The sequence below is a fragment of the Fodinibius sp. Rm-B-1B1-1 genome, from assembly GCF_038594945.1.
GTDB lineage: Bacteria > Bacteroidota > Rhodothermia > Balneolales > Balneolaceae > Fodinibius > Fodinibius alkaliphilus.
On the sequence record NZ_JBCFYD010000001.1, the window covers coordinates 613499 to 637072 of the forward strand.

A 23574-nucleotide genomic window follows, 5' to 3' on the forward strand; every position below is an offset into this window, starting at 1 on the left:
TATGGGTACGCAAGAATCGCACAACTTTGATCTACTGGTAATTGGAGAACTAAATTTAGATCTCATTTTAAATAACCTTAATTCATTTCCTGAATTAGGAAAAGAAAAAATTGCCCACAACATTGCTCTCACATTGGGTAGTTCGTCAGCAATTTTTTCTGCTAATAGTGCTCGTCTGGGGCTTTCAGTAGGTTTCTGTGGGATGGTAGGTAAAGATGATTTTGGAAAAAAAGTTTTGAAAGATCTAAGCGACTATAAGGTTGATACGTCACTTATCAAGCAGTCAAGTAGGCACAAAACAGGTATCACTGTAATTTTACGCCATGATAATGATCGTGCCATGACTACCTACCCGGGCACCATGGAACAATTTGGCTTATCTGATATCTCGGAAAAGGCATTCAAACAAGCACAACACCTTCACATCTCATCGATTTTCTTACAACCAAAAATAAAACGGGATCTCTTCGCAATCATTGATAAAGCCAAAGCTCACGGGATGACTGTGTCAATTGACCCACAGTGGGATCCCAGCGAGAAATGGGATATAGCTCTTCCAAAACTACTAAGCAAGATCGACTTTTTTACACCTAATGAAACAGAATTTATCGCTCTCACAAATGCCTCTACTGTGGAGGAAGGGCTCCAAAAAATTTGCGAAAATAATTCAAGTTGTTCAGTTATTGTAAAACGAGGATTACAAGGGGCTTCTTTTTTAGATGATGGCATTGTAAGAACTATCCCAACTATAAAAAACGAGGCCCCGATAGATACCGTTGGCGCTGGCGACAGCTTTGATGCCGGCTTTATCTATCAAATTATTCAAGGAAATGATATTTCAACTGCAACCTATTTTGGTAATATCGTTGGCGCTGTATCAACAACCGCAGCAGGAGGTACAGAAGCAATTAAAAGCTTAGAACATGTTAAAAATATAGCTAAAGAAAAGTTTCAGATAGATGACCTTACAGGATAAGTTCCAGCAATTAGACAAACAAAACAAGGCATTACTTGCCGTTAATTTTTATAACTTTGAAACCCTTTCTGCTGTTTTAAAAGCAGCTGCCGAGCAAGAAACAGCTATCATTCTACAATCCACCAAAAGCACTATTGATTATTTAGGGTTGGAAGTAACGGCTAATCTTGCTCGAACAGCTATCAATCAGTATGGAGTTAAGGCATGGCTCCACCTTGACCATGCTCAAGATATTGACCTCATTAAACAAGCACTGGATATCGGCTACGACTCTGTAATGATTGATGCCAGCGAAAAACCTATCGAAGAAAATCGGGAAATTACTCGAAAAGTTGTTGAAATGGCCGAACCATATGGTGCTAATGTTGAGGCCGAGTTGGGGTATATAGCAAAATTGGGTCAATCGAAAGAGAAAGCGGCTTTTACCCAGCCCGAAGAAGCAAAACAATTTGCAGAAGATACCGGCATTGATGCTTTAGCTGTAGCTATTGGTTCAGCTCATGGCTTTTACGATAAAGAACCGGACTTAGACATAGAATTATTAAGTAGAATTTATAAAGAAACTCCAGCAGCACTTGTTTTACATGGTGGGTCTGGTATTCCAGATCAACAGATTCAAGCTGCAGTCCGTAACGGCATACGTAAAATAAATGTTGCTACAGAAGTAAAAAACGGATTTATAAATACCTTGCGTAATGAACTACCACAAACCAATGAAATTGATCTGCGGAAAATCTTCCCTTCGGCCATCAATCACGTACAACATCTGTTGAAAGATAAACTAACTATGATTAACCAGGATTAGTTATATGCTTGCTATTGATAATCTTCCAAAAATTGATGCTCATATTCACTACAATTCCGGCCGCTCCCAAATTTTTGAGCTTGCAGCAGACTTTAACTTTGACCTCCTGTCAATAAATACAGAAGTACCGGAATTCCCTTCAATAGATCAACAGCAACAGCTTGTTTTAAACAACCGAAATGAGTTTAAAAATGGTAATTTATACTATGCAACAACAGTTAGTACAGAAAATATTTTCGTAGATAGCTGGACAGAAAAAGCCATTAATAAAATCAAGCAGGATGTAGCCAAAGGAGCTTCTGGTGTCAAGTTCTGGAAGAATATTGGGATGTCTATAAAAAAACCTGGTGGGAATTTCCTAATGCTTGATGATCCAATATTTACACCTGTTTTTAACTTTTTGGAGGAAAAACAAATACCGGTTTTAGGTCATCAGGGAGAACCAAAAAATTGCTGGCTTCCAATAGATGAAATGACCGTTACCAGTGATCGTGAGTACTTTGCCAATAATCCACAATATCACATGTATAAACATGAAGAATACCCGGATTACTGGAAACACATTGAAGCACGAGACAACATCTTGGAACAACATCCTAACCTACAATTTGTGGGGTTACATCTTGCCAGTTTAGAGTGGAGCCTTGAGGAAATATCCAGACGTCTTGACAAATATCCCAACCTGGCCGTTGACTTAGCGGAACGCATATCTCACCTATACTACCACACCGCTAAAGATCGAAAAAAAGTTATTAGCTTTATAAAAAAATATCAGGACCGCATTATTTATGGGACTGATATCATTGATGGCCCGGATTTAGATTCCAACAAAATTACTAATGATCTCAAAGATCGTTGGCAATCTCATTGGGAATTTTTCGCTACAGACAAAACACTCACATCCTCTCAAATAGCAGATTCCTTTAAAGGGCTTAACCTACCTAAAAACGTCCTTGAAAAGATATATCGTACCAATGCTGTTCGATGGTATCAATTAACAAAATAACTGTTCTAAACTATACCCATTCATGCTCTTATCTACAGTTGACTGGATAATAGTTGCTGCATATTTAGTTTTTTCACTTGTAATTGGTGTTTGGTATGCCAAGCAAGCGGGAAAAAGCTCCGAACATTTTTTTGCAGCTGGCAAAAATATGCCTTGGTGGTTGCTGGGTATTTCAATGGTTGCGACAACCTTCTCGACTGATACTCCAAACCTTGTTGCGGATATTGTTCGAACGCAGGGCGTTGCAGGAAATTGGGGCTGGTGGGCTTTTCTATTAACCGGCATGCTTACCGTTTTCGTCTATGCCCAGCTGTGGAAACGTTCAGGCGTACTTACTGATGTTGAATTTTATGAACTCCGCTATAGTGGAAAATCAGCAGCTTTTCTGCGTGGTTTCCGGGCTATTTACCTTGGATTTATTTTTAACATCATTGTAATGGCTACGGTATCATTGGCAGCTATTAAAATCGGAAGTGTCTTAATGGGGCTCACTCCACTTCAAACGATTCTAATAGCCGGTACTGTTACAGTCATTTATAGCTCACTGGGCGGCCTAAAGAGCATCTTGGTTACTGACTTTTTCCAATTTTTCTTATCACTCTTAGGTGGATTCGCTGCGGCCTACTATGCTCTCCAACATCCTGATGTTGGAGGACTCGAAGGTCTACTAACCAATGCTAATGTCATCCCTAAACTAAATATCTTTCCTGATTTTAGTAATGCTTCTGAGATGATCGGACTCTTGATTATTCCTCTTGCTGTACAGTGGTGGAGCGTATATTATCCAGGATCAGAACCTGGTGGTGGCGGTTATATTGCTCAGCGTATGTTTGCCGCGAAGAATGAAAGCCATTCCGTTGGCGCTGTATTTTTCTTCAATGCTGCACACTTTGCTTTACGTCCCTGGCCCTGGATTATTGTAGGACTTGCCTCTCTTATCGTATTCCCTGACATAGCTGCCATGAAAGAAGCATTTCCATCGGCATCTGGGGTTGCTGCTAATGATATGGCATATCCAGCTATGCTTACTTTTCTTCCTAAAGGCCTTATAGGCTTGGTAGTCGCATCTCTTATAGCAGCTTATATGTCAACCATTTCGACTCACCTTAACTGGGGATCCTCATACTTAGTAAATGATTTTTACAAGCGTTTTGTCCGACCTGACTCTTCAGAAAAAGAGCTGGTTTTAGCTGGACGAATTTCAACATTGGTTCTCATGATTTTTGCCGGTGCATTAGCACTTATGATGCGATCAGCATTAGATAACTTTCAAATTCTTTTACAAATAGGAGCCGGTACTGGCTTAATTTTTATTCTCCGATGGTTCTGGTGGCGTATTAATGCGGCCAGCGAAATAGCAGCAATGATTATTTCATTCTTAGTAGCATTATATTTTCAATTCTTACACAGCTACACGCCTCTTCCAGAATTTACAAGCTGGCAAGAGTTGATTACCGGTGTTATTGTTACTACGATTGGATGGGTATTAACCATGTATTTAACACATCCTACCAAACAAGAGAAATTGGTCGAATTTATTAAACTTGTAAAACCAGGCGGGCCCGGCTGGAAAAAAGTACGATTTAAAGCTAATAAAGAAGGTCAAACATTGGGTGAAACCGATGGCTGGATGGTTCCACAAGGTATATTATGTATGGTACTTGGTACTATTGTAATTTATGGAACTCTTCTATCAACAGGATACTGGATCTATGGTAATCTTATTCCGGCTATTACGCTGACAATAGTTACCATAGTCAGTAGCTATTTGCTTACAATTTCTTGGAAAAAGTTATTAAAAATTCGCAGCTAAAATAGCTTTATACCTTTACCACTTCGATATCTCGCATTTTAAACTTTTCCTCAAACTCCTGTGATATATTTGTATCTGTAACTATAGTATTTATAGGATCTAAATCACAAATATAAGAAAAGCTGTGTCGACCAAACTTTGAAGAATCCGTTACAGCAATAATTTTATTAGATCTTTCCACCATAATTCGGTTAAGTTGTGCCTCCAAAGGGTTTGAAGTTGTAAGTCCATGCTCAAAATCCATCCCATCTACACCAAGGAATAAAGTATCAAAATAATAGTTTTGCATTGTTCGCTCTGCCTCAGGCCCCACTAATGAATAAGACTTATCACGTAAAACGCCACCTGTTAGCATCACTTTGAGATCAGAAGCGCCGGCCAGCTCCAACCCAATGTTGATAGCATTAGTCATAATTGTTAACTCCTTTTTCTCTTTTATCCGAAGCGCAACCTCTCGGGTGGTTGAACCCGAATCTAAAATGATCGATTCTCCATCGTGGACAAGCCCAGCAGCATACTTTCCAATCCGCTTTTTCTCTTCAATATTTATCTTCTTCTTTTCTTCTATTGATGGATCATTATAAACACTATTCCTAAGTAGAGCTCCTCCATACGTTCGATCAATCAAACCCTTCTTCTCAAAGAAGTCCAAATCATTCCTAATGGTAACCGTCGAAACTTCAAACTCCTCACTAAGTTCATCGACTCTTACCGACCCCTCTTTCTGAATTTTTTGAATTATTTTATCTCTTCTATCTACAGTTGATTTCATAAGGTCATGCTTTATTTACCATTAAATTATAAGATAAAAAAAGTTTATAGCTTTCCTTTACTTTCTATTAATTTAATTGCCCAAAATTCGTTGTTCTATTCTTACATATTGAAAATACCATTTCCCATCGAAAGTTAGGCTATAACCCTATAACCCTCCTTAATCTAAGACGGGTCATCCTTCACAGACTAACCGCTACCTTTTTAGCTCAATTTATCTGCGGATGGATAATCAAATTCAGAACCTATACATTGCTCAAAAACCGTATCGAATTTAAATTCATGTTTGAGCAACTGTACCAAAGCATTCACGAAAATGTAACCCTTACAGATGAGGAGTGGAAGTTCTGTAAAAACAGCTTTCGTCCCAAACGTATGCTAAAGCGACAGTTCCTACTCCAAGAGGGCGATGTGTGCCGGCAAATTGCCTTTATCGAAAAGGGAGCACTCTACTCGTTTTCGATGGATGAAAAAGGCACCCGACACGTTATGCAGTTTGGCTTTGAGGGCTGGTGGATTGCTGATTTACACAGCTTTTTTACAGAAACACCCTCGACACTAAATATTGAAGTGCTCGAAGATGCTGAACTGTTGCTTATAGATCACAAAAACCACAATAAACTGCTCAAAGAGATTCCGGCCTACGAAAAGTATCAGCGAATTATCATGCAGAATGCATATGTAGCACTTCAGCAGCGAGTCGAAAATGCGTTGGGGCGAACGGCAGAGGAACGCTACTGTAGACTTATCGAACGCAGTCCGCAGTTTATGAATCGCGTACCACTTAACTTAGTAGCTTCTTACCTGGGAATGAGTCCCGAAACTCTGAGCCGTATCCGCAGTAATTATAGCGGTTAATTCAACAATTTCAACGTTTCAGATAAATTGCTCGGCTTCACAGTTTCCAAACAGGTCTAAGAATTGTGTGATTGAGGTTAAAAGAAAGCGAAGTATATTTCGCACCGGTAATTAAAAAGAAGAAGGTGAGATAGAAAAAAACCATCGAAATACACGCATTCTGCTAAACCGAAGTCTGTTTCACAATTCTTCAACCCTGATTTTTTTAGTCTCTTTTGTATTAAGACAAAAGGGACACTTCCATGCCATTTTTAAAACTGAGCAAAATTATACTTCTCTCCAGACATTCTTCTTACCTCAACACATCCTGCAACGATTTATCCCGCTCAATAACGGCTTTGGCAAAAGGGCAAAGGGGAATTACTTTCAGCTCATTGTCTCGAGCATAATTAATAGCATACTCCACCAATTCTTTCCCGACTCCTTCTCCCTTTAGTGAATCAGAAACCTCGGTATGATCAATAATAATTTGCGTATCACCAGCTTTAGAGTACGTAATTTCTGCCTGCACTTTCCCATCATGTTCAATAAAAAACTTGCCTTTGGATTCTCCGGAAGTATGCTGAATATTCATTTTCATCGGGCTTAATATTTACCAAAAAGTTTACGTACCAGATAGTAACCAACAATAGATTGAATTCACAATCAAACCTCTTTCAAGCAGATATTCTTGACATATATCAATCCTATTTTATGAGTTATATCAATGGTGATGGTCGCGCCAATCAGTACATTTAGCATAACAAATTTCGACAAGCAAAAACCATCACCATGCCAGTAACTAAACAATCCATCGGCTTTATCGGAGCCACCAGCAACATAGGTTTATCCCTTGCCCAAGGCGTAGCGCATGGAAATTACCGGTTATTACTTTTTGGTCGTGATTCTGATGAAATCGAGCCCATAGCCAAAAAGATTCGAGGCAACACCCCAAATGCTGATATTGCCATTCTGGAATGTGCCCACGAATGTAGCTGGGAAGCCGATGTTATTATACTCGACGTTTCAGATAATAAGCTTGACGAGGTACTACCTAACATTCGTGACGTAGCTACTCAAAAGATTGTCGTTCAATTATCCAGCAATCCCCGAAGGGAGATGGAGAACAGAACACATATCATAGAAAAAATTCACAGGGAACTGCCCCATTCTAAAATAATTCACCTTGGGCCAACCGAACTCCTTGACAGTATAAATGAGTCTAAAAAATCGGGTAGTCTTTTTATTTCCGGGGATGATAACGAAGCCGTACAGACCGTTTCAGAAATCATTGAAACAGCCGGTTTCCACCCCTTTGTTAAAAATAATATCAAAGAAGAAATCTAACTACTATATAACTTATTAAAATCCATTTATTATGATACTTGTAACCGGAGCTAACGGACATTTAGGTTCACAAACGATTGACTTTTTACTGGATAACAACCCCGATACCGACATTGCGGGACTTGTCCGCAGTGAAGAAAAGGGAGCAGAACTAAAAGAGAAGGGGGTTGAGCTGCGTATCGGTGACTATACCGATTATTCCTCCATATCCAAAGCCCTAAAAGGCGTTGATACGTTATTGCTTATATCATCCAGCTCGATGGAAGGGCGCACCCAGCAACACAATAATGTGATTAAAGCAGCCAAAGAAGCCGGTGTATCACAGTTGTTTTACACCAGTATGGTGCAAGCTGACAAAAAATTAAGTCCCCTCGTGCTTGATCACGCTAAAACAGAAGAACAGATTAAAAAATCCGGCATCCCCTATAGTATTTTTCGACATACCTTTTATACGGAATTTCTTCCCCTGTTTTTGGGTAATGCCATGGAAACCGGGCAGTGGTTTTTTCCATCCGACGGAGAAAAAATCAACCTGGCTTATCGCAGCGAAATGGCAGAAGCATTAGCTAATGGACTCGTAGATCCCCAAAAACACAAAGATAAGATTTACGAAATCACTTCCGCCAAAGCGTATTCGCTTGATGAACTTGCGGATATGCTGAGCGAAGCATCCGGCCAAGAAATTACCTATACCGATATTTCGATTTCGGAGTTTGAACAAAATCTGGAGAAAGCCGGCCTACCTGAAGAACAAATTGCTATGAGCGTAGTGACGGCAACGACTTTTGTGAACGGTGGACTCAATTTCACTTTTGATGACATGAAGCAACTGCTGGGACGAACGCCTACCGGGGTTGACCAATTTATTGAAGACTTTACCAACTAATCATAACTCACGATTAACATGAATACCAAACAGATGAAAAAACTAATACTTTCATTATCTATTATTCTTTTGCCCCTCAGCATTTTTGCCCAGGATACCTGGGTTGAAGATCCGGCGCACTCCAAGCTCGGCTTTACCGTTACCCACCTGGGTATTGCTGACGTGCCCGGCCATTTTGGGGATTACGATGTCACTATTAAAGCATCGGAAGAGGATTTCAGCGATGCAGAGGTTGAACTAACCGTACAAACCACTTCGATTGAAACACGTGTTCAAAAGCGCAACAATCACCTCCGGAGTGCCGACTTTTTCAATGTGGAAAAGTATCCTGCCATGACGTTTAAAAGCACGGATATCAAAAAAGTTGCAGATGGTAAATACGAACTTACCGGCAACTTGAGTCTACACGGAGCTACCAACGAAGTTACGGTAACAATGGTGCATCGCGGTACTATTGCCAACGAAATGACGGACGGTAATCCCAAAGCCGGCATACAAATTACAGGTACTATTGATCGGTCTGAATTTGATCTTGGTAACGGATTTCCCCCGCCCATGATCAGCAATGACGTACGTATTAAAGCTGACGGTGAGTTTATCCAAAAGAACTAACCTCTTTTGGTGATGCATGAGATCCCGACTTTTCGGGATCTCGTAGATTATCAACAAATATTGCGCACCTTCAAAAAATGGCTATCAGAACGGATTACCACTACTAAAGATGCTGAAACAAGTTTAGCTTGACACTGAATCTAAAATATTATGAGTAACGATTATACTACGCCGGCCGAGACACGCATCGGACACGTGCATTTAAAAGTTTCTGATTTGGATAGGGCATTGGGATTTTACCGTGATCTGCTTGGCTTTGAACTTACTACCATGTATGGCGAAAATGCTGCCTTTCTTTCGGCCGGTGGATACCACCATCACATTGGCTTAAATACCTGGCACAGCAAAGGGGGATCGCCTGCTCCCAAAAGCAGTCCGGGATTATACCATACCGCCATTCTCTATCCCACGCGGAAAGATTTGGCCGAAGCACTACAACGACTTATCGATCACGAGTACCCCATCAACGGGGCCAGTGATCACGGCGTATCGGAGGCAATCTATCTGGATGACCCCGACGGTAATGGCGTTGAGCTTTATCGAGACCGCCCCAGAGAAGAGTGGGAGTTCGATGAGAATGGCTCGGTTAAAATGACAACAAAGCCCCTAAATCTGGATAACCTTTTACAAGAACTTAACAACTAACAACAATCACTAACCTTAACTAACGATTAGATTTATCTTTTCTTAATGAAAAAACTGAACATACTTTATTGGATAACAACCGGAATTTTTAGTGCCATGATGCTTTTTAGCGGGATCATGTATTTTGTGAATCCCGATATGGCCCAAACTTTCGATCACCTCGGCTTTCCCGATTATTTTCGCATTGAGCTTGGAATTGCAAAAATTGCAGGAGTAATCCTTCTGCTTATTCCCACTGCAAAACGACTTAAAGAATGGGTTTATGCCGGCTTTACCATCAACATGATTTCTGCGGCTATTGCTCATGCCTCAACTGGCGATCCATTCTCCGCTATTCTTACCCCCATTGCCTTGTTTGGTGTATTGGCTGTTTCTTATGTAAGTCGATATAAGCTGAACCAAGTGAATTAGCACTCTTATTTGTCAACATTGTTACCCCTCAAGGTAGCATGTGCAAACAAAAAAGGCCGCCGGATAATCCGGTCGGCCTTTTTTATTCTATCAAATCGCCACTTATTTTAGGGCGTAATTACTGTTTTTCCTCTGGAATGCAACGATTCAATTTCTTGCAGCGCACTATCCACCTCATTAAGATCAAAGGTTTTGGAAACCGGTACACTAATTTTGCCCTCATCAGTCAACTCTTGGATATGTTTCAACTGCTTGGCATTAGGCTCAACAAATACATACCGAAAGTCAATATCATCAGGAATATCTGGATTTCGGTTGGTAATCGATATTAACTGTCCGCCACTTTTTAGGCTCCCTATGGATTGTTTCAGTGAGTCACCGCGAGAACAGTGAAAAATAAAGTCAATGCCATCAGGTGCAATCTCATTAACCACCTCACCAACATCACCGGCACTGTAATCAATAGTCTTGTCGGCACCAAGCTGTTTCATGTAATCCTGATTATCTTCACCTGCTACACCAATAACCGTCGCTCCAACCGTCTTAGCCAGCTGAATACCCATCGTACCAACACCACCTGATCCACCTAAGATCAGCAGGGTATCATTTTCTTGAAGGTTTCCAAACTGGAACAAAGACTGATACGCCGTTAATCCCACTAATGGAATCCCTCCAGACGCTTCCATTGAAACCTGTTGGGGGCGTTCCGCAAGATAACTTTCCGGAATAGCCACATACTCAGCAAACGTTCCGTGTTGAACAGTAGGCCGTCGCGCATAAGCATACACTTCATCGCCTTCCTCAAAACGTCGCGCGGCATAGCTACATTCTTCGACAACACCGGCCATATCCCAACCGGGAATAGCAGGAAATTGGGCAGGAATTACTTCATTCAACATACCACGAGCAACAGCTGCATCCACCGGATTGACCCCGGCTGCCTCCACCCGAACGAGTACTTCTCCTTCTCCCGGCTCGGGTGTTTTTAGCGTTCCCGTTTGAATATTATCCAGTTCTCCAAATTCTTCAAAATATGATGCGTTCATTAATAACCTCGAAATACTTTTCATTTTGTATTAAGGCTATTAAAACGTCTATTTCTGGAAACGCGTTTCAACAAAAGCGGAGATGATTATATCACTTAGTATTCGTACTTGCCGAAACCTCCTATGCCGTCTTGCTATACTCTGCATGTTGACTAAAGGTAATCGTAAAAGTTGTTCCCTCTCCATCTGATTCAAATCCGTAATCTCCGTTAAGCTGAGTACTTAAGGTTTTAATCAACCGCATTCCCAACGAATTTTTCTTTTCATCAACATCCTCTGGTAGTCCTTTCCCATTATCCTTAACCACTAATTCTACCTTGTCACCCAATCTCTCCAAGCCGATAGTAATCGTTCCCGGCTGCTGATCTTCAAAAGCATACTTTAGTGCATTGGTAACCAGTTCATTTACAATGAGCGAACAGGGTAGAGTGCGCTCAAAATCCATATATATTTCATCACAATGTGTTTTCAGCTCAATCTGACCATTTGGCCGCATTGTTTCAATTAAATCTTCGGCAAGTTTTTCCAGATTTTCTCCTAATGCTATATTGCCAAAATTATCCGACTGATACAGATGCTGATGAATCCCTGCAATAGTTTTAATGCGTGTTGCACTGTCCTGCAATTTTTCGGTCACAACCGGATCATCTTCTTGAAGCCACTGCAACTGTAACATACCCGCTACCACAGCAAGATTGTTTTTTACCCGGTGGTGAATCTCATCCAAAATAACCTGATTCGACTCCAGCATTTCTTCGATCTCCTGCTTTTCAATTTCGTGCTCTGTTATATTTTGATTCGTTCCAATGGTAAGAACTGGCTGTCCCTCTTCCTGGATATGAACAGCATGAGCCTCAACAAACTTTATCTTTCCATCAGGAAAAAGAAGCCGGTATGTAGTGTGGTATTCGGAATTATTTTCCAGCGACTGCTGAAACTTCTTTCGTACTTTATCACGGTCTTCGGGATGAATACGTTCGGTAAAGATAGCATCAGATGGAACAATTTCGTCGGGTTCATATCCCCATATTCGAAATGTTTCATCTGACCATATCAGCTCATTATTCTTCATATCATGCTCCCAAAGTCCGATATCAGCAAACTTTTGCGATAGATCAGTCCATGTTTGTAATTTATTGAAAGCACTTTTTGTGGTCTCAAGTTGTTCCACAAGCTCTTTTCGAACTTCTTCGGTCATTGGCTCATCGTTTTGCAAAGTCTGAATCGTATTGTCGAGCTTTTCCCCTATTACTTGTTGTATCTTTCTCATTTTTCCTAAAGCAATTTTATTGTTGAATGGATTTTTCATTTGCGCACTATCAAATGCACACAAATTGTGAATTCCTTTTAACCACTTTCGTTACTACAACAAACATGCCAACAATTTATCCTCCCATATCTCTCGTTGATCACTCCACTAATGAACTGCTCTTTTTATCTCTGCCCACCTTCTCTTCGTGGTTAACACCAAAACCTTAGCTATAAAATTTATATATGTAATTTTATATGTAAATTATTATACTCTTGCCTTATGAGATCACTGACTAAAAAACAGACACAACTTTGGGACTACATCATTGATCATATTAAAGATCATGACCAGTTCCCGACCTTTGCCAATATTCAAGACGAATTCGGATACGCCTCTCCCAATAGCGTAACCCAGCAGATTAACTCCCTGGTACAAAAAAATTATCTGCAGAAAGTGGATTGGGGTAAATATGTCATTCATCCCTCTAAACGCAAACAAATACCGGGTATCGATCCCGGCATCCCTGTAAAAGGACGTATTGCAGCCGGGGGCATGCATCAAGCTATTAGCGAAAATCTCGGGCACCTTCCGGTCGAAATACATCCCGCCAAATCAGATCACTACTTTGCCCTTATCGTAGATGGCGACAGTATGATCGATGCCGATATCAGTGATGGTGACTACATTATTATCGACCCACGTGAACCCCGGGACGGCGAAATTGGAGCTATCTTATACAATGGAGAAACCACCCTAAAAACCATCCGTAAGAAAAAAGACCGTATAGTTCTTCAGCCCGAAAATCCGGACTACGACCCCATTCATATTACTCCTGACGAATGGGAAGAGGTTCAGGTATTTGGTACCCTGGTGGGAAAGGCCTGGAAAAAGAATGGCAACTGGGGATTAATATTTCGAACGGGGTAAAGCGGGCTTAGCCTTCACAACTCTTTTTGTACGCCTCTATGGATTCGGGAAAATGATCGGTAACAAACTCATAAAAGTCGTGCATCTCACTTAACCGGCCAACATCGTCCTCTCCCTCAGCTTTCAGTAGTTCAATATATTTTGCTGAAATATTGCGCAATTCACTCATAATCTCAATCTGTCGTTCCATCACCTTGCACCAGGCATGATCAACCAGCTTAAAATAGGTCTGCCGTTCGCCCGGCATCCGAACCTTTTCAATAAATCCAGCCTGCAAAAGCAATCGTGTCATATTACTGATAGAAGCCTTACTTACATTCAAGTGTTCTACCAAGTCATTGAATGATTGCGCCTCAGGCTTACAAACATGCAGCCAAGCCAAAATTTGTCCGCTGATACGAGAATGCCCTTGCTCCTCAAAAATAAGGCTCGCTTCATCTACAAACGCTTTCTTTTCCTTGTACAATTTGTCATCCAATTCTAATTCTGCCATTACCCTAACCTCGAAATTTATATTATTTAGCTACTGGAATATTCTTCGGCTGAACACTCACTTGTTGTTCAAAAAGCCGATTACCCTTTTCATTCCAAAATTCTACCCAAATACTGTTTTTATAATAATGCAATACCCCAAAACCTTTTTGCTGGATACCAAAGTTGGGAGACTCCGGTGTTCGTACATAACTGCTAACCGATGCTGATCCACTGACGATATAATATTGGTTACGTCGCTTATCCCCAAAAGTAATATATTGCAGGTTGTGATCATGTCCTGAGGCATAAATGAGGGGATCTCGCTCCATAAAAACGGACGCTAATTGCGCTTTAAATTTACCATAATTCCCTGAGCTAATATCCTGTGCCGTACCTACAAGATTGCGATACAATACATATAGGGATCCTCCTACTGGTGGAACTAAATGTGTTTTTAGCGGAAATTTACCGCCATTCGTTCCATTCGAGTATATTGGATGATGCCCTGCTACCAGCACCTGATCAACCTCCTCATCCGTCACTGCTGCACGCAATTTTTGGATCGCCTGCTTGCTCGATGCCTCAAAAGCACTATCGGTTTCAGCGCCCGGTTTTTTATGGGGATGCAACCACCACTGCGTATCCAACACAACAATAGATAAGTTCAACTTTTCGTTACCCGCTTTTACCACGGCCGGACCTGGTTGCCCATTATCCGGGAGAAACACATTACCTCGATTTAGTGACTCTTCTACAAAACGTTCTTGTCGTTGAAGATATTCCAAGCCCTCTCGGCTGCTTGATTTCCAGTCGTGATTTCCGGCCAAAAACACAACTTGTCCCGCATAATTTTCTACCGTTTTAAACTGTGCCTGCAAAAACATTTCCGATTCTGTCCGTCTCCGGTGACCTTCTGGTGGCAAACCATGTGGATACACGTTGTCCCCTAAAAAGATTACCGCACTCTGTTCGCCCGCTTCTTGAAGCTGCTCGCGCAGAATAGCTAAACTTGGTTCGAGCGGATCGAGTGAAGAATCACCCGCATCCCCTACTAAGAACACAGAATATATTCGTTCACTTTCATCAGGCTGTCTACTTTGCTCTACTACAGGCACTTCATCCACCGATGGAGGCTTTGTGGAAACACATCCACCAACAAAAGCCATAACTATAAATATGGATAATAATTTCTTCATTGTTTTGATTTCTTATTCTTCACGTTCAATTCCTACTACCCGGCTATTTCCATCTTTCAATTCAATATACACGGTGACCCTTTTATTATTCCCGACAAGCTCTTTACCAAGCGTTGTTATGTCAAAGTGCAATACATCATCCGTAAAAATGTCTCCGTTGAGCTCTACAATCATTTTCGGCTCGCTAAACGTTTCAATGACTGACAGTGAACGATTCTCTGATCTAACCTTTATTTCGTATTGATGATCCGACTCCTCAACAAGTTTGCCATCCACACTCAAATCCCTAAAAGAGAATCGAAGCTCATCTCCGTCTACGAAGACCTCAAACTTATCCAGGGGATTAATCTTCGCAAACCAGTAGCGTCCTATTTTATCACGACGTTCCATCAATATTTGAGCAACATATTCTTCGGCTTTAGGATTAGAGTATTCGCCCGTTGCTACGATGGCTTGTATATCTTCATCTGAAAAACTCATAACCTGTTTAGCTCCCCAAAACGCATCACGAAGTGTCATATTCTCAAAGGGGGGGAGCGGATGCGTGGGAACCCAACGCCCGGGTTTAAATACATCCGCGCGAAAATAACCCACCGCAGGATACGGGACTTCCGGCTCAATCTGTTCCCAGGGCATTACATAACCACCCATTGAAAATGCGGATACCAACATATAACGGGGATCAATTAAATAAGCCTGCCCCTGAATAGGCTGATGAATAGACGTTCCATTTGCTCCCAACGTGTTACCAAAATCCTGCACGTAATGGTCAATATAGCCCTCATCATTATAGACCGCCATGGTGTTGGCATCGCGCCGGTCGGTGTCATTAAGCCACGAACTAATCACACGCATACCTCGTAACTCACGCCGATGCTCATGCGCTACCCGATCGTTGGGATCTTCTTTTAGCGTTCCTTCGAAACTCCACGGCCCAAGGGGAATACCATCTACAAATTTACTGGCCAATGCTCGAACTTTTCCATCTTCATTTTGGGGACGACCTTTAACAATTTCACGATAGTCGTCCATTGTCATAACTCGTTTTTTTCCGTTTTCTTCTACTGTCACACCTTCGCCAATAGTCACTTTATTGGGATCAAAATAAGTAATTATGGATTCAGGAACCGTATAGCCCGCAGCGTAGAAAACCTTGGTTGATATTGCATCAGCCGCCGTGGTAAGCTCGGGATAGTCGTAGCCGTCAAACTTTATGAGATACCGATTTCCGTTTTCATCCTTAATAAAAAATCCAGAATTGGCTCCTTCGAGCTTAGCTTTAAAAATTGTCCATTTCCCGTCCGTATCAGGAGCCTCGGTACTGGGCCCCGTTGCCAACTCTTCTGGCGACATCTCTTGGTGATAATGCCGATACGTGTACCAGCTCGACTCGGGAACCTCATCCAACTTATTGATATTATCGGCCTGACGCTTGTTACTTATTCCCAACCAGCGTCCAACCCGGTTCAGGTTTAACGGCTTTTCAAGCTGATGGAAAATAGTATTATCGATGCGATCCCAATACTGGTATTGTGGTTGTTCCGGCGGCATCTCGATATGGGACGTATCAGGATCAAAGGTTTTAATCGCACTCTCGGCATACGGTTTTGTGGTTGAACATCCCTGCATAGCCCCCCCCGCTACCAACATCACAAGCCAACTAATATATAAGGTAGATCTCTTTATCATTACACTAAAAATTAGGCGTTATACTAATTATAAATCGCCCACCTTCGTTACTGAATGCAAATTCTGATCGAAAAGCGAGTCCTTGTTGCGAAAGCAGATGAAACCCAAACCCATAAGAAGAACGAAAGTCACTTAGTGCAATATCGCTGTATTCAATGAACGGCTGCCCCTGATCGGTAAAAACGACTATATCCATAAAATCCCAGATCGGGTAACGATATTCGGCTGTCACCAATACCGTACCGTGCCCTCGAAACCGATTACTTGGGAAGCCTCGCAGATCGCGCGTACCCCCAAGGGAGGCTAACTCATAAAATGGGATATCGGTCGATCCGATATTTTCTTGCTTCCGTAACTGCACTTTTACACCTACCCGGCGTGTTTTGGGCAAAATAGGCACCGGCAAAAAGTGGTGTACCTCTCCTCGATATTCTAAAAATTTTAGATTGGCGTTTGTAGTTGACTGTGTCCAGCTTGCTCCTGCCTCATACTGCGTCCCACTTACTGTGCGCTTTTGCCCATTCTTGTAATTAAACGTCCAGTTGCTACCCACCGAAAATAGCTGCGTGTTACCAAGCAGTGAAGAAGGAATCCGCTCATCAAAATCATCTTCATAAGTACTCGTTTTAATTGTTCGATCTCGATATCCAAGATTTACCTCAGCGTGCAACCAGCTATTTAATCGCTGGTTATACTGTACATCAATACTGCCAAATTCACTGGCATAGCTTAAATCTTCATCATTATTATTTTGATAATACGCGCGTTCGGGATCATTTTCGTACCTTACCTCCAAGGACAATATACCTTCCGGTATCCCTTTTACAGGCATATCATACTGAAGGTCAAACTCATTATATACCTGTGAGCCAAATAAAATCTCTGCCCGGGCTCGGTGATCTTTTAAAAAAAGGTGATCGTGATAAAGCAATACTCCCGCAGCAAAGCCCTGCTCTCCTCCAATTTCAATCAGTGGCAGGAAGCCATACGGCCCGCGTTTTCCCTCAAACCAGTGGGGATATTCATCCTCGGCATATTTTATAGCATATCCTACAGGGCGCGTAACCCAATGCAGAAGATACGAGGGGGATGCCAAAATATGATAGCCAATACCTCGTTCCGTTTTATAAGGTTCTTTATTGGGATTTTCATCACCTGCCTTGGAAGTCGTCGTTGATTGCGGAAAAGCACTTAACGGATAAAGTAACCCCATAGCCAGCAGAAGAATTACCGCCCATTCCTTACCTCTGATCAAATGATATGTACTTAACAAACTCATTATCTTTCTGACCTAAGAGGTATTTTTACATGATCCGGGCGTTGCTCTTCAGATACTGAAATCTTTGAAAAGCCCTTGTGCTCCAACTCTTCTTCAAGCTCTGGATGGCAGATCTCACGGAAAAAATGCATTGCTTTTTCAGCACTATTTATCGAACTATTAAAATTATTATCTGGAATGCGACCCGTATTGTAGGCCTCCAAAATTGGAATCAATACCTTCCGGATATCCCATGAGATAAGGTTTTCAATAAACTCAATAGCATTAGCTTTCAGGTTTGCATCATTTCCTACAATAGCCTTGTAAGCATTTTCAATATCATTGATATCATTATTGAGACTTAGCAGACGAAAAATATTTTCAAAGGTTTGGTCTACCTCGTATTCAAGAATCTCATTCGCATTCTCTGTAAGGGGAACTCTGCTCTTCTGATGGACTTCGTGTGCTTTTACCAATTTTGAGTATCGACCGATTTCCCTAATCACATTTTGAGAAATGATTTCATCAGATACTCGCAGATCATCCCGTTCCTTTCGCATACGCACCATGGCTTTAATAACTCCATGACGGATAGGAATAGAACAGAATTTTAAACTCATTTTTAGTATATCCCAAGAATCTTCCGTCACTGTTTGGGAAAATAACCAAGGTATATACCGGCGCGTGGAATTGGGCAAATAATTATCAACCATGTGGTCGTACATCGTTCCGTAAATACGACTGCCGTATTTTTTAAGTGCTTTTTCTACTGTTTTGCGATAGATCCCATTTCCCATTAACAACAATAAATCATGAACAAATCGGCGATCCTGCGTCTTCCCAGCACTTTTGATAGCCTGCTTCACTACTGATGGGTGCTCATTATTGAGCAACTGCTTAATAAAATGAGCTCGGTCATAATTATATACCACTCCCAGAACCTTAGCAGCTTGTTTACGAAGCTCATGAGCATAATCACCCTCAAATGATAAGGCCTCTCGCAGTAACTCATCCGTTATCAATTCATATTCACTATGCTCTCCATCTTCGGCAATTAATCCTATAGCAACCGCTCTAATTCGGGCATCTTCGTGGTGCAATCCTACCTCAAGCTTTTCCCTGACCTCTCCTTCATAAAACTGATATACATATCGCAGGGCCTCAATTCGTACATCAGGATTATCGTCATACACCAATTCAATGACCTCATCTACAAAATCCCCCCTTCCTTTCCGGCGAAGCATCTCCAACAGTTTTATTCGCACTTTACTATCGGGATGATGAACATGGTCTACCAACAGATCCGAATTTACCTGTACATCTTTGCTCATTATCGCTTCGAATGCCCAAAGAATATCCTCTTCGTGATCACTTTTGAGAAGTTCCCTTATTGTTTCTGCGGATGTTTTTTCGGGCACCCTTTTCGACTTATTATGCTTTTCCCATTTGCGACCAATTTTTCTTTTTAGATTATTTCGATAGACATCAATATACGAGTTGCCCGCCATTTTGGCGATAACAACCCAAGCAACCAACAATATGATGACGACAACTGAAATGCCCTGAACATTTAAGTTAAGACCAAACGTCAATCCCAGGAGCAGTATTCCCGTTATGCCTTGCGCCCCGTGATCTACAAATAGATCAATAAATACTTTGACCCTGTTTTTGAGCTTTCGTGGCAGCGGGACAAACAGAAGTTCGCGGCCCGTACGGTCAATAGAATGCTTGAGCGTTTGATCTATGCCACGACTCATAGTACCGGCCACTAATCCCGGTATAAGCAACATACCCCCGGCGCTAATCAACAAGGCCAAAGGCAATAATAACAGAGAACCGGAAACGCCATATTTTTTTGTGAATATCGTCCCTATAAATAACTGGATGAGCAACGCTATCAGGCTAACCCGGCCGTAAAACTTTCCCATAAAACTGGTTAAAGCCGCTTCGGTTGTAAAAGCAGCCTCGGCCACCGTTTTAAACTGGTAGTCAATCAGTGTTGTTACCATCACCGTAACTGCGATAAGAGCCACAATTAACAGCAAATGATTATGTGACAAGATCTCTTTCAGCGGATTTACAGACACTGATTCATCAACCTTAGAATAATCCTCTTTGTCTATCTCCAAGGCACCTTTCTTGCTATTATTTTTCAGAATAACCCACACCATTGGGATCGTTACAATCATCGTAATAGCAGAGATTAACAACAGAGATTCGGGGCGCAATGCCAATTGGTTAATGAATACAGCTGTTAGCTCTCCACCCGTGAAGCCCCCTGCAATAGCCCCAAGACTTAAAAAGCCAAAAATCTTTTTGGATTGCACTGAGTTAAAAATGGTATTGGCAAATAACCAGAACTGGGAGGTGATCAATACGCTGTAAATACTAACCCAGATATAGAAACCGTAATACAGCCAGGCACTACTCATTTCTATGAAGAACCAAATCACGATAAGATTAGCAGCTAAAAAAAGCGTTATAGCTGACACGACCCATCCCACAGAGTGCCGCTTGGAAAGACGTGAATAGCCAATAGAAATAGGAATAACGGCTATAGCTGTTAACATAAATACAAACGGTAGGTTGTATGCACCCACTTGCTCAAGAAATAGGCTATCACGCACTGGCTTGAGCAAGTACAGCGTATTAAGCAGTACAAAATTGTACACAAACATTAATAGGGCTTGTGTTTTAATTTCAGGCTCAAGCGTAAAGAGCGCCCTAAAATCCTTCCCGATGTTTCCGATACTCATACTGACAATGGAATTCTAAGTTCGTAAAGACCAAAGCTATTAACTTTGTTTATAAAACACTAAACAAAGTTAATAGTATTCCTTTATACTGTTGTTTTGTATTACCTATCAGCATAATAAAAGCCCTACCCGTATATCAGGTAAGGCTTTACAAAAACTTGAGCAACGGTATTTAGGATATTATCAGATATGGTTAAAGCGATTTTTAACGGCTTTATTCAACGCTTCGCGATGGTTGGGATGGGCAATACTAATGAGCGCTTTCGCTCGGTCGCGCAGATTTTTGCCATAAAGGTTTGCCGCCCCATACTCTGTAACTACATAGTGAACATGCGCCCTTGTCGTTACCACTCCGGCGCCCTGCTTGAGATGTGGCACAATTTTACTTTCTCCCTTATTTGTGGTGGATGGCAGAGCAATGATTGGCTTCCCCCCTGTACTGAGTGACGCGCCTCGTATAAAATCCATTTGCCCACCTACCCCCGAATAATGATAGGTTCCAATGGAATCCGCACAAACCTGGCCGGTAATATCAACTTCCACTGCACTATTAATAGCTGTTACTTTGGGATTTCGACGGATCACTGCCGTATCATTTACATACTCCACATCAAGCATGGCAATCATGGGATTATCATCCACAAAATCATATAATGCCTGACTTCCCATCACAAAACTGGCTACAATTTTTTCGGGATGTGTTGCTTTTTCCTTTCCATTAATGACTCCTTTCTCTACCAAGTCCATCACGCCATCCGAAAACATCTCGGTATGGATACCAAGATCTTTATGTCCATCAAGTGCATCCAGTACAGCATTAGGAATAGCCCCAATACCCATTTGCAGAGTAGCACCATTTTCTACAAGATCCGCACAATTTTGGCCAATTTTCTTTTCGATTTCATTGGGTTCAGGAATATTAATCTCGTGCAACGGCTCATCCGATTTTACCAACGCATTAAATCGACTGACGTGAAAAATCCCATCGCCGTGTGTTCGTGGCATATTAGGATTAATTAACGCAATGGCTCGCTTGGCCTCTTGCAACGCAGCACGAGTAGCATCAACCGAAACTCCCAACGAGCAATACCCGTGCTTGTCGGGCGGTGAAACTTGGACAAGCGCTATATCAATCGGCATAATGTTTTGACGAAATAATCCGGGCACTTCACTTAAAAAAATGGGCAGATAATCAGCGCTCCCTTCATTAACTGCCTTCCGAACATTTGCTCCTACAAATAGTGCATCAGTATGAAACGTATCACTATATTCTGGTTTCACATAAGGCGCTTTTCCCTCTGTATGCAAATGTACAATGTTAATATCCTCGAGTTCAGGAGCGCGGGCCGTCATTGCATTAATCAGCGGTTGCGGAGCCGCAGCTACACTATGAATAAAAACACGATCTCCTGAATTGATGAGTTCTACTGCTTCTTCAGCAGTGGTAAATTTGTCTTGATAGGACATAAACAAAAATATTAAACGTTAACAGGTTTCGATTCAGCTGACGGTTCGGGGGTATAGCATAACAACTAAAATCCTTTGATAAAAAATCAGTTTAGTTTATGAGAAATAGTTAAATGCATCACATTAACATTGGATTATGTTGTGATGGAAATAAATAAAAGATAAATTTGTACGTAATTCATTCTCTTAGCTCAAAAGTATCCTGATACTTGTTTTCTTTGTTGCAGTTCAACAAAATTATCAGCACCATGCGAGTTCAATAATACAACAACATATTAACTACTTATCTATTCTAAAGTATTATGGCTTATACCTTCCGCTCTGTTGTAACTGGCACCGGATCTTATATTCCATCAAAAAAAGTTACAAACGCTGACTTTCTGGATCGCACGTTTTTAAATGCCGATGGTTCTCCTTTTGACAAAACGAACGAGGAAATCATTCAGAAGTTTGAAGAAATTACCGGTATTAAAGAACGGCGCTATGCCGCTGACGATATGCTGGCTTCCGACATGGGAGCAATTGCAGGAGAAAAAGCCCTTGATGATGCTGGCCTTAATCGCGAAGAGCTTGACTACATTATTGTAGCTCACAACTTTGGCGATGTCCGTGCCGACAACCCCGTCACCGATATGGTGCCAAGTCTTGCTTCGCGTGTGAAACAAAGTCTGAAGATAAAGAACCCAAACTGCGTAGCTTATGATCTTCCTTTTGGATGTCCGGGTTGGACACAGGGAATCATCCAATCAAACTATTACCTGCAAAGTGGAGACGCCTCGAACTGCCTGGTTATCGGCACCGAGACCCTTTCGCGCATTTGTGACCCCAATGACCGAGACAGTATGATTTATGCCGATGGGGCGGGAGCTACTATTTTAGAAGCTCGAGAAACAGATGATAATATCGGCATTTTGAGTCATGCTGCCCGAACCGATGCTAAGGAAGAAGCCTACTTTTTGCGGATGGAACCACCTTTTGATTCCACATCGGCCGATGCCCCTCTTTACATGCATATGGACGGACGAAAGCTCTATCAATATGCGCTAACTCATGTACCAGATCTCGTTAAGATGGGCCTGAACAAAGCTGGACTCAAATTTGATGACGTAGATAAAGTGCTTATTCATCAGGCAAATGCTAAGATGGACGCAGCTATTTTAAAACGACTGGGGAAGTTGTATGAAAAAGAGAATATATCAGAAAATATTATGCCCATGACAATTTCGTGGCTCGGCAATACCTCAGTCGCCACGGTACCCACCATGCTTGATCTTATTCTCCGTGGACAAATGGATAATCATCACATAGGTTCCGGCGATACCATCATTTTAGCATCTGTTGGTGCGGGGATGAATATCAACGCTGTGGTTTACAAAGCCCCTTAGGCTGACAACTTCAAT

22 protein-coding genes are annotated in these 23574 nt (G+C 41.6%); 12 read left to right on the forward strand and 10 right to left on the reverse strand.

What is annotated here, in order from left to right; translation table 11 throughout:
* Window position 1: 1 nt before the first annotated feature.
* The 4 genes from AAFH98_RS02800 to AAFH98_RS02815 are packed head-to-tail and all read left to right on the forward strand — an operon-like array spanning window position 2 to window position 4600.
* The gene (locus AAFH98_RS02800) at window positions 2-976 is read left to right on the forward strand and encodes a carbohydrate kinase family protein (protein WP_342521150.1); all 975 of its coding nucleotides are present in this window, start codon (window positions 2-4) and stop codon (window positions 974-976) included.
* Window positions 960-1781 carry a class II fructose-bisphosphate aldolase gene (locus AAFH98_RS02805; protein ID WP_342521151.1) on the forward strand — a complete coding sequence of 274 codons (822 nt, stop codon included), beginning with the start codon at window positions 960-962 and terminating at the stop codon, window positions 1779-1781. Before AAFH98_RS02800 ends, AAFH98_RS02805 begins: the two co-directional genes overlap by 17 nt.
* A gap of 4 nt (window positions 1782-1785) precedes the next feature.
* Window positions 1786-2787 (forward strand): amidohydrolase family protein, encoded by a 1002-nt coding sequence (locus AAFH98_RS02810; RefSeq protein ID WP_342521152.1) that lies wholly within the window; start codon window positions 1786-1788, stop codon window positions 2785-2787.
* A 22-nt stretch (window positions 2788-2809) separates the two neighbouring features.
* Window positions 2810-4600, forward strand: coding sequence for a sodium:solute symporter family protein (locus AAFH98_RS02815; protein ID WP_342521153.1), 1791 nt, complete (start codon window positions 2810-2812; stop codon window positions 4598-4600).
* 7 nt (window positions 4601-4607) lie between these two features.
* Here AAFH98_RS02815 and agaR read toward each other — a convergent pair whose 3' ends face one another.
* Entirely contained in the window at window positions 4608-5372 is a 765-nt protein-coding gene (gene agaR, locus AAFH98_RS02820; RefSeq protein ID WP_342521154.1) for a transcriptional repressor AgaR, read from the reverse strand.
* Window positions 5373-5653: 281 nt separating this feature from the next.
* Between agaR and AAFH98_RS02825 the strand changes: the two genes are divergently transcribed.
* Entirely contained in the window at window positions 5654-6229 is a 576-nt protein-coding gene (locus AAFH98_RS02825) for a Crp/Fnr family transcriptional regulator (RefSeq protein ID WP_342521155.1), read from the forward strand.
* A 292-nt stretch (window positions 6230-6521) separates the two neighbouring features.
* Here the strand turns inward: AAFH98_RS02825 and AAFH98_RS02830 are convergent, their stop codons facing one another.
* Window positions 6522-6809 carry a GNAT family N-acetyltransferase gene (locus tag AAFH98_RS02830; protein ID WP_342521156.1) on the reverse strand — a complete coding sequence of 96 codons (288 nt, stop codon included), beginning with the start codon at window positions 6807-6809 and terminating at the stop codon, window positions 6522-6524.
* Window positions 6810-7000: 191 nt separating this feature from the next.
* Here AAFH98_RS02830 and AAFH98_RS02835 point away from each other — a divergent pair, with 191 nt between their 5' ends.
* The 5 genes from AAFH98_RS02835 (at window position 7001) to AAFH98_RS02855 (ending at window position 10109) form a co-directional block, all read left to right on the forward strand.
* Window positions 7001-7555, forward strand: a complete 555-nt coding sequence (locus tag AAFH98_RS02835) for an NAD(P)-binding domain-containing protein (RefSeq protein WP_342521157.1) — start codon at window positions 7001-7003, stop codon at window positions 7553-7555.
* A gap of 31 nt (window positions 7556-7586) precedes the next feature.
* Entirely contained in the window at window positions 7587-8441 is an 855-nt protein-coding gene (locus AAFH98_RS02840) for an SDR family oxidoreductase (protein ID WP_342521158.1), read from the forward strand.
* Between the two features lie 18 nt (window positions 8442-8459).
* The gene (locus AAFH98_RS02845; protein ID WP_342521159.1) at window positions 8460-9053 is read left to right on the forward strand and encodes a YceI family protein; all 594 of its coding nucleotides are present in this window, start codon (window positions 8460-8462) and stop codon (window positions 9051-9053) included.
* 150 nt (window positions 9054-9203) lie between these two features.
* A complete protein-coding gene (locus AAFH98_RS02850; RefSeq protein WP_342521160.1) occupies window positions 9204-9698 on the forward strand; it encodes a VOC family protein in 495 nt (164 codons plus the stop codon).
* A gap of 45 nt (window positions 9699-9743) precedes the next feature.
* Window positions 9744-10109 (forward strand): DoxX family protein, encoded by a 366-nt coding sequence (locus tag AAFH98_RS02855; protein WP_342521161.1) that lies wholly within the window; start codon window positions 9744-9746, stop codon window positions 10107-10109.
* Window positions 10110-10216: 107 nt separating this feature from the next.
* On the opposite strand, the gene AAFH98_RS02860 is transcribed toward AAFH98_RS02855, so the two are convergent.
* Together AAFH98_RS02860 and AAFH98_RS02865 are read right to left on the reverse strand one after the other, a co-directional pair.
* Entirely contained in the window at window positions 10217-11155 is a 939-nt protein-coding gene (locus tag AAFH98_RS02860; RefSeq protein ID WP_342521162.1) for an NADP-dependent oxidoreductase, read from the reverse strand.
* Window positions 11156-11276: 121 nt separating this feature from the next.
* Window positions 11277-12425, reverse strand: coding sequence for a sensor histidine kinase (locus tag AAFH98_RS02865; protein WP_342521163.1), 1149 nt, complete (start codon window positions 12423-12425; stop codon window positions 11277-11279).
* A gap of 261 nt (window positions 12426-12686) precedes the next feature.
* On the opposite strand from AAFH98_RS02865, the gene lexA reads away from it, so the two are divergent.
* Window positions 12687-13334 carry a transcriptional repressor LexA gene (lexA, locus tag AAFH98_RS02870; RefSeq protein ID WP_342521164.1) on the forward strand — a complete coding sequence of 216 codons (648 nt, stop codon included), beginning with the start codon at window positions 12687-12689 and terminating at the stop codon, window positions 13332-13334.
* Window positions 13335-13341: 7 nt separating this feature from the next.
* Here the strand turns inward: lexA and AAFH98_RS02875 are convergent, their stop codons facing one another.
* The 6 genes from AAFH98_RS02875 to AAFH98_RS02900 form a co-directional block, all read right to left on the reverse strand.
* Window positions 13342-13827: a GbsR/MarR family transcriptional regulator gene (locus AAFH98_RS02875; RefSeq protein WP_342521165.1), complete on the reverse strand. Its 486-nt coding sequence runs from the start codon at window positions 13825-13827 to the stop codon at window positions 13342-13344.
* Window positions 13828-13849: 22 nt separating this feature from the next.
* On the reverse strand, window positions 13850-15004 hold the full coding sequence (locus AAFH98_RS02880) for a metallophosphoesterase (protein WP_342521166.1): 1155 nt from the start codon (window positions 15002-15004) through the stop codon (window positions 13850-13852).
* Window positions 15005-15016: 12 nt separating this feature from the next.
* Window positions 15017-16693 carry a hypothetical protein gene (locus AAFH98_RS02885; protein WP_342521167.1) on the reverse strand — a complete coding sequence of 559 codons (1677 nt, stop codon included), beginning with the start codon at window positions 16691-16693 and terminating at the stop codon, window positions 15017-15019.
* 4 nt (window positions 16694-16697) lie between these two features.
* The gene (locus tag AAFH98_RS02890; protein WP_342521168.1) at window positions 16698-17972 is read right to left on the reverse strand and encodes a BamA/TamA family outer membrane protein; all 1275 of its coding nucleotides are present in this window, start codon (window positions 17970-17972) and stop codon (window positions 16698-16700) included.
* Window positions 17972-20707: an Npt1/Npt2 family nucleotide transporter gene (locus AAFH98_RS02895; RefSeq protein ID WP_342521169.1), complete on the reverse strand. Its 2736-nt coding sequence runs from the start codon at window positions 20705-20707 to the stop codon at window positions 17972-17974. Before AAFH98_RS02895 ends, AAFH98_RS02890 begins: the two co-directional genes overlap by 1 nt.
* Window positions 20708-20890: 183 nt before the next feature.
* Entirely contained in the window at window positions 20891-22174 is a 1284-nt protein-coding gene (locus tag AAFH98_RS02900) for an acetyl-CoA hydrolase/transferase family protein (RefSeq protein ID WP_342521170.1), read from the reverse strand.
* A gap of 302 nt (window positions 22175-22476) precedes the next feature.
* Between AAFH98_RS02900 and AAFH98_RS02905 the strand changes: the two genes are divergently transcribed.
* Window positions 22477-23559 carry a 3-oxoacyl-ACP synthase III family protein gene (locus AAFH98_RS02905; protein ID WP_342521171.1) on the forward strand — a complete coding sequence of 361 codons (1083 nt, stop codon included), beginning with the start codon at window positions 22477-22479 and terminating at the stop codon, window positions 23557-23559.
* Window positions 23560-23574: the final 15 nt, after the last annotated feature.

What these genes read in the sequence shown, in the direction of transcription:
- AAFH98_RS02840 (WP_342521158.1), top strand. Translation starts at nt 7,587, where the DNA reads ATGATACTTGTAACCGGAGCTAACGGACATTTAGGTTCACAAACGATT.
- agaR (WP_342521154.1), bottom strand. Translation starts at nt 5,372, where the DNA reads ATGAAATCAACTGTAGATAGAAGAGATAAAATAATTCAAAAAATTCAG.
- AAFH98_RS02885 (WP_342521167.1), bottom strand. Translation starts at nt 16,693, where the DNA reads ATGATAAAGAGATCTACCTTATATATTAGTTGGCTTGTGATGTTGGTA.
- AAFH98_RS02860 (WP_342521162.1), bottom strand. Translation starts at nt 11,155, where the DNA reads ATGAACGCATCATATTTTGAAGAATTTGGAGAACTGGATAATATTCAA.
- AAFH98_RS02875 (WP_342521165.1), bottom strand. Translation starts at nt 13,827, where the DNA reads ATGGCAGAATTAGAATTGGATGACAAATTGTACAAGGAAAAGAAAGCG.
- AAFH98_RS02800 (WP_342521150.1), top strand. Translation starts at nt 2, where the DNA reads ATGGGTACGCAAGAATCGCACAACTTTGATCTACTGGTAATTGGAGAA.
- AAFH98_RS02805 (WP_342521151.1), top strand. Translation starts at nt 960, where the DNA reads ATGACCTTACAGGATAAGTTCCAGCAATTAGACAAACAAAACAAGGCA.
- AAFH98_RS02810 (WP_342521152.1), top strand. Translation starts at nt 1,786, where the DNA reads ATGCTTGCTATTGATAATCTTCCAAAAATTGATGCTCATATTCACTAC.
- AAFH98_RS02825 (WP_342521155.1), top strand. Translation starts at nt 5,654, where the DNA reads ATGTTTGAGCAACTGTACCAAAGCATTCACGAAAATGTAACCCTTACA.
- AAFH98_RS02890 (WP_342521168.1), bottom strand. Translation starts at nt 17,972, where the DNA reads ATGAGTTTGTTAAGTACATATCATTTGATCAGAGGTAAGGAATGGGCG.
- AAFH98_RS02895 (WP_342521169.1), bottom strand. Translation starts at nt 20,707, where the DNA reads ATGAGTATCGGAAACATCGGGAAGGATTTTAGGGCGCTCTTTACGCTT.
- AAFH98_RS02905 (WP_342521171.1), top strand. Translation starts at nt 22,477, where the DNA reads ATGGCTTATACCTTCCGCTCTGTTGTAACTGGCACCGGATCTTATATT.
- AAFH98_RS02835 (WP_342521157.1), top strand. Translation starts at nt 7,001, where the DNA reads ATGCCAGTAACTAAACAATCCATCGGCTTTATCGGAGCCACCAGCAAC.
- AAFH98_RS02845 (WP_342521159.1), top strand. Translation starts at nt 8,460, where the DNA reads ATGAATACCAAACAGATGAAAAAACTAATACTTTCATTATCTATTATT.
- AAFH98_RS02865 (WP_342521163.1), bottom strand. Translation starts at nt 12,425, where the DNA reads ATGAGAAAGATACAACAAGTAATAGGGGAAAAGCTCGACAATACGATT.
- lexA (WP_342521164.1), top strand. Translation starts at nt 12,687, where the DNA reads ATGAGATCACTGACTAAAAAACAGACACAACTTTGGGACTACATCATT.
- AAFH98_RS02850 (WP_342521160.1), top strand. Translation starts at nt 9,204, where the DNA reads ATGAGTAACGATTATACTACGCCGGCCGAGACACGCATCGGACACGTG.
- AAFH98_RS02815 (WP_342521153.1), top strand. Translation starts at nt 2,810, where the DNA reads ATGCTCTTATCTACAGTTGACTGGATAATAGTTGCTGCATATTTAGTT.
- AAFH98_RS02900 (WP_342521170.1), bottom strand. Translation starts at nt 22,174, where the DNA reads ATGTCCTATCAAGACAAATTTACCACTGCTGAAGAAGCAGTAGAACTC.
- AAFH98_RS02855 (WP_342521161.1), top strand. Translation starts at nt 9,744, where the DNA reads ATGAAAAAACTGAACATACTTTATTGGATAACAACCGGAATTTTTAGT.
- AAFH98_RS02880 (WP_342521166.1), bottom strand. Translation starts at nt 15,004, where the DNA reads ATGAAGAAATTATTATCCATATTTATAGTTATGGCTTTTGTTGGTGGA.
- AAFH98_RS02830 (WP_342521156.1), bottom strand. Translation starts at nt 6,809, where the DNA reads ATGAAAATGAATATTCAGCATACTTCCGGAGAATCCAAAGGCAAGTTT.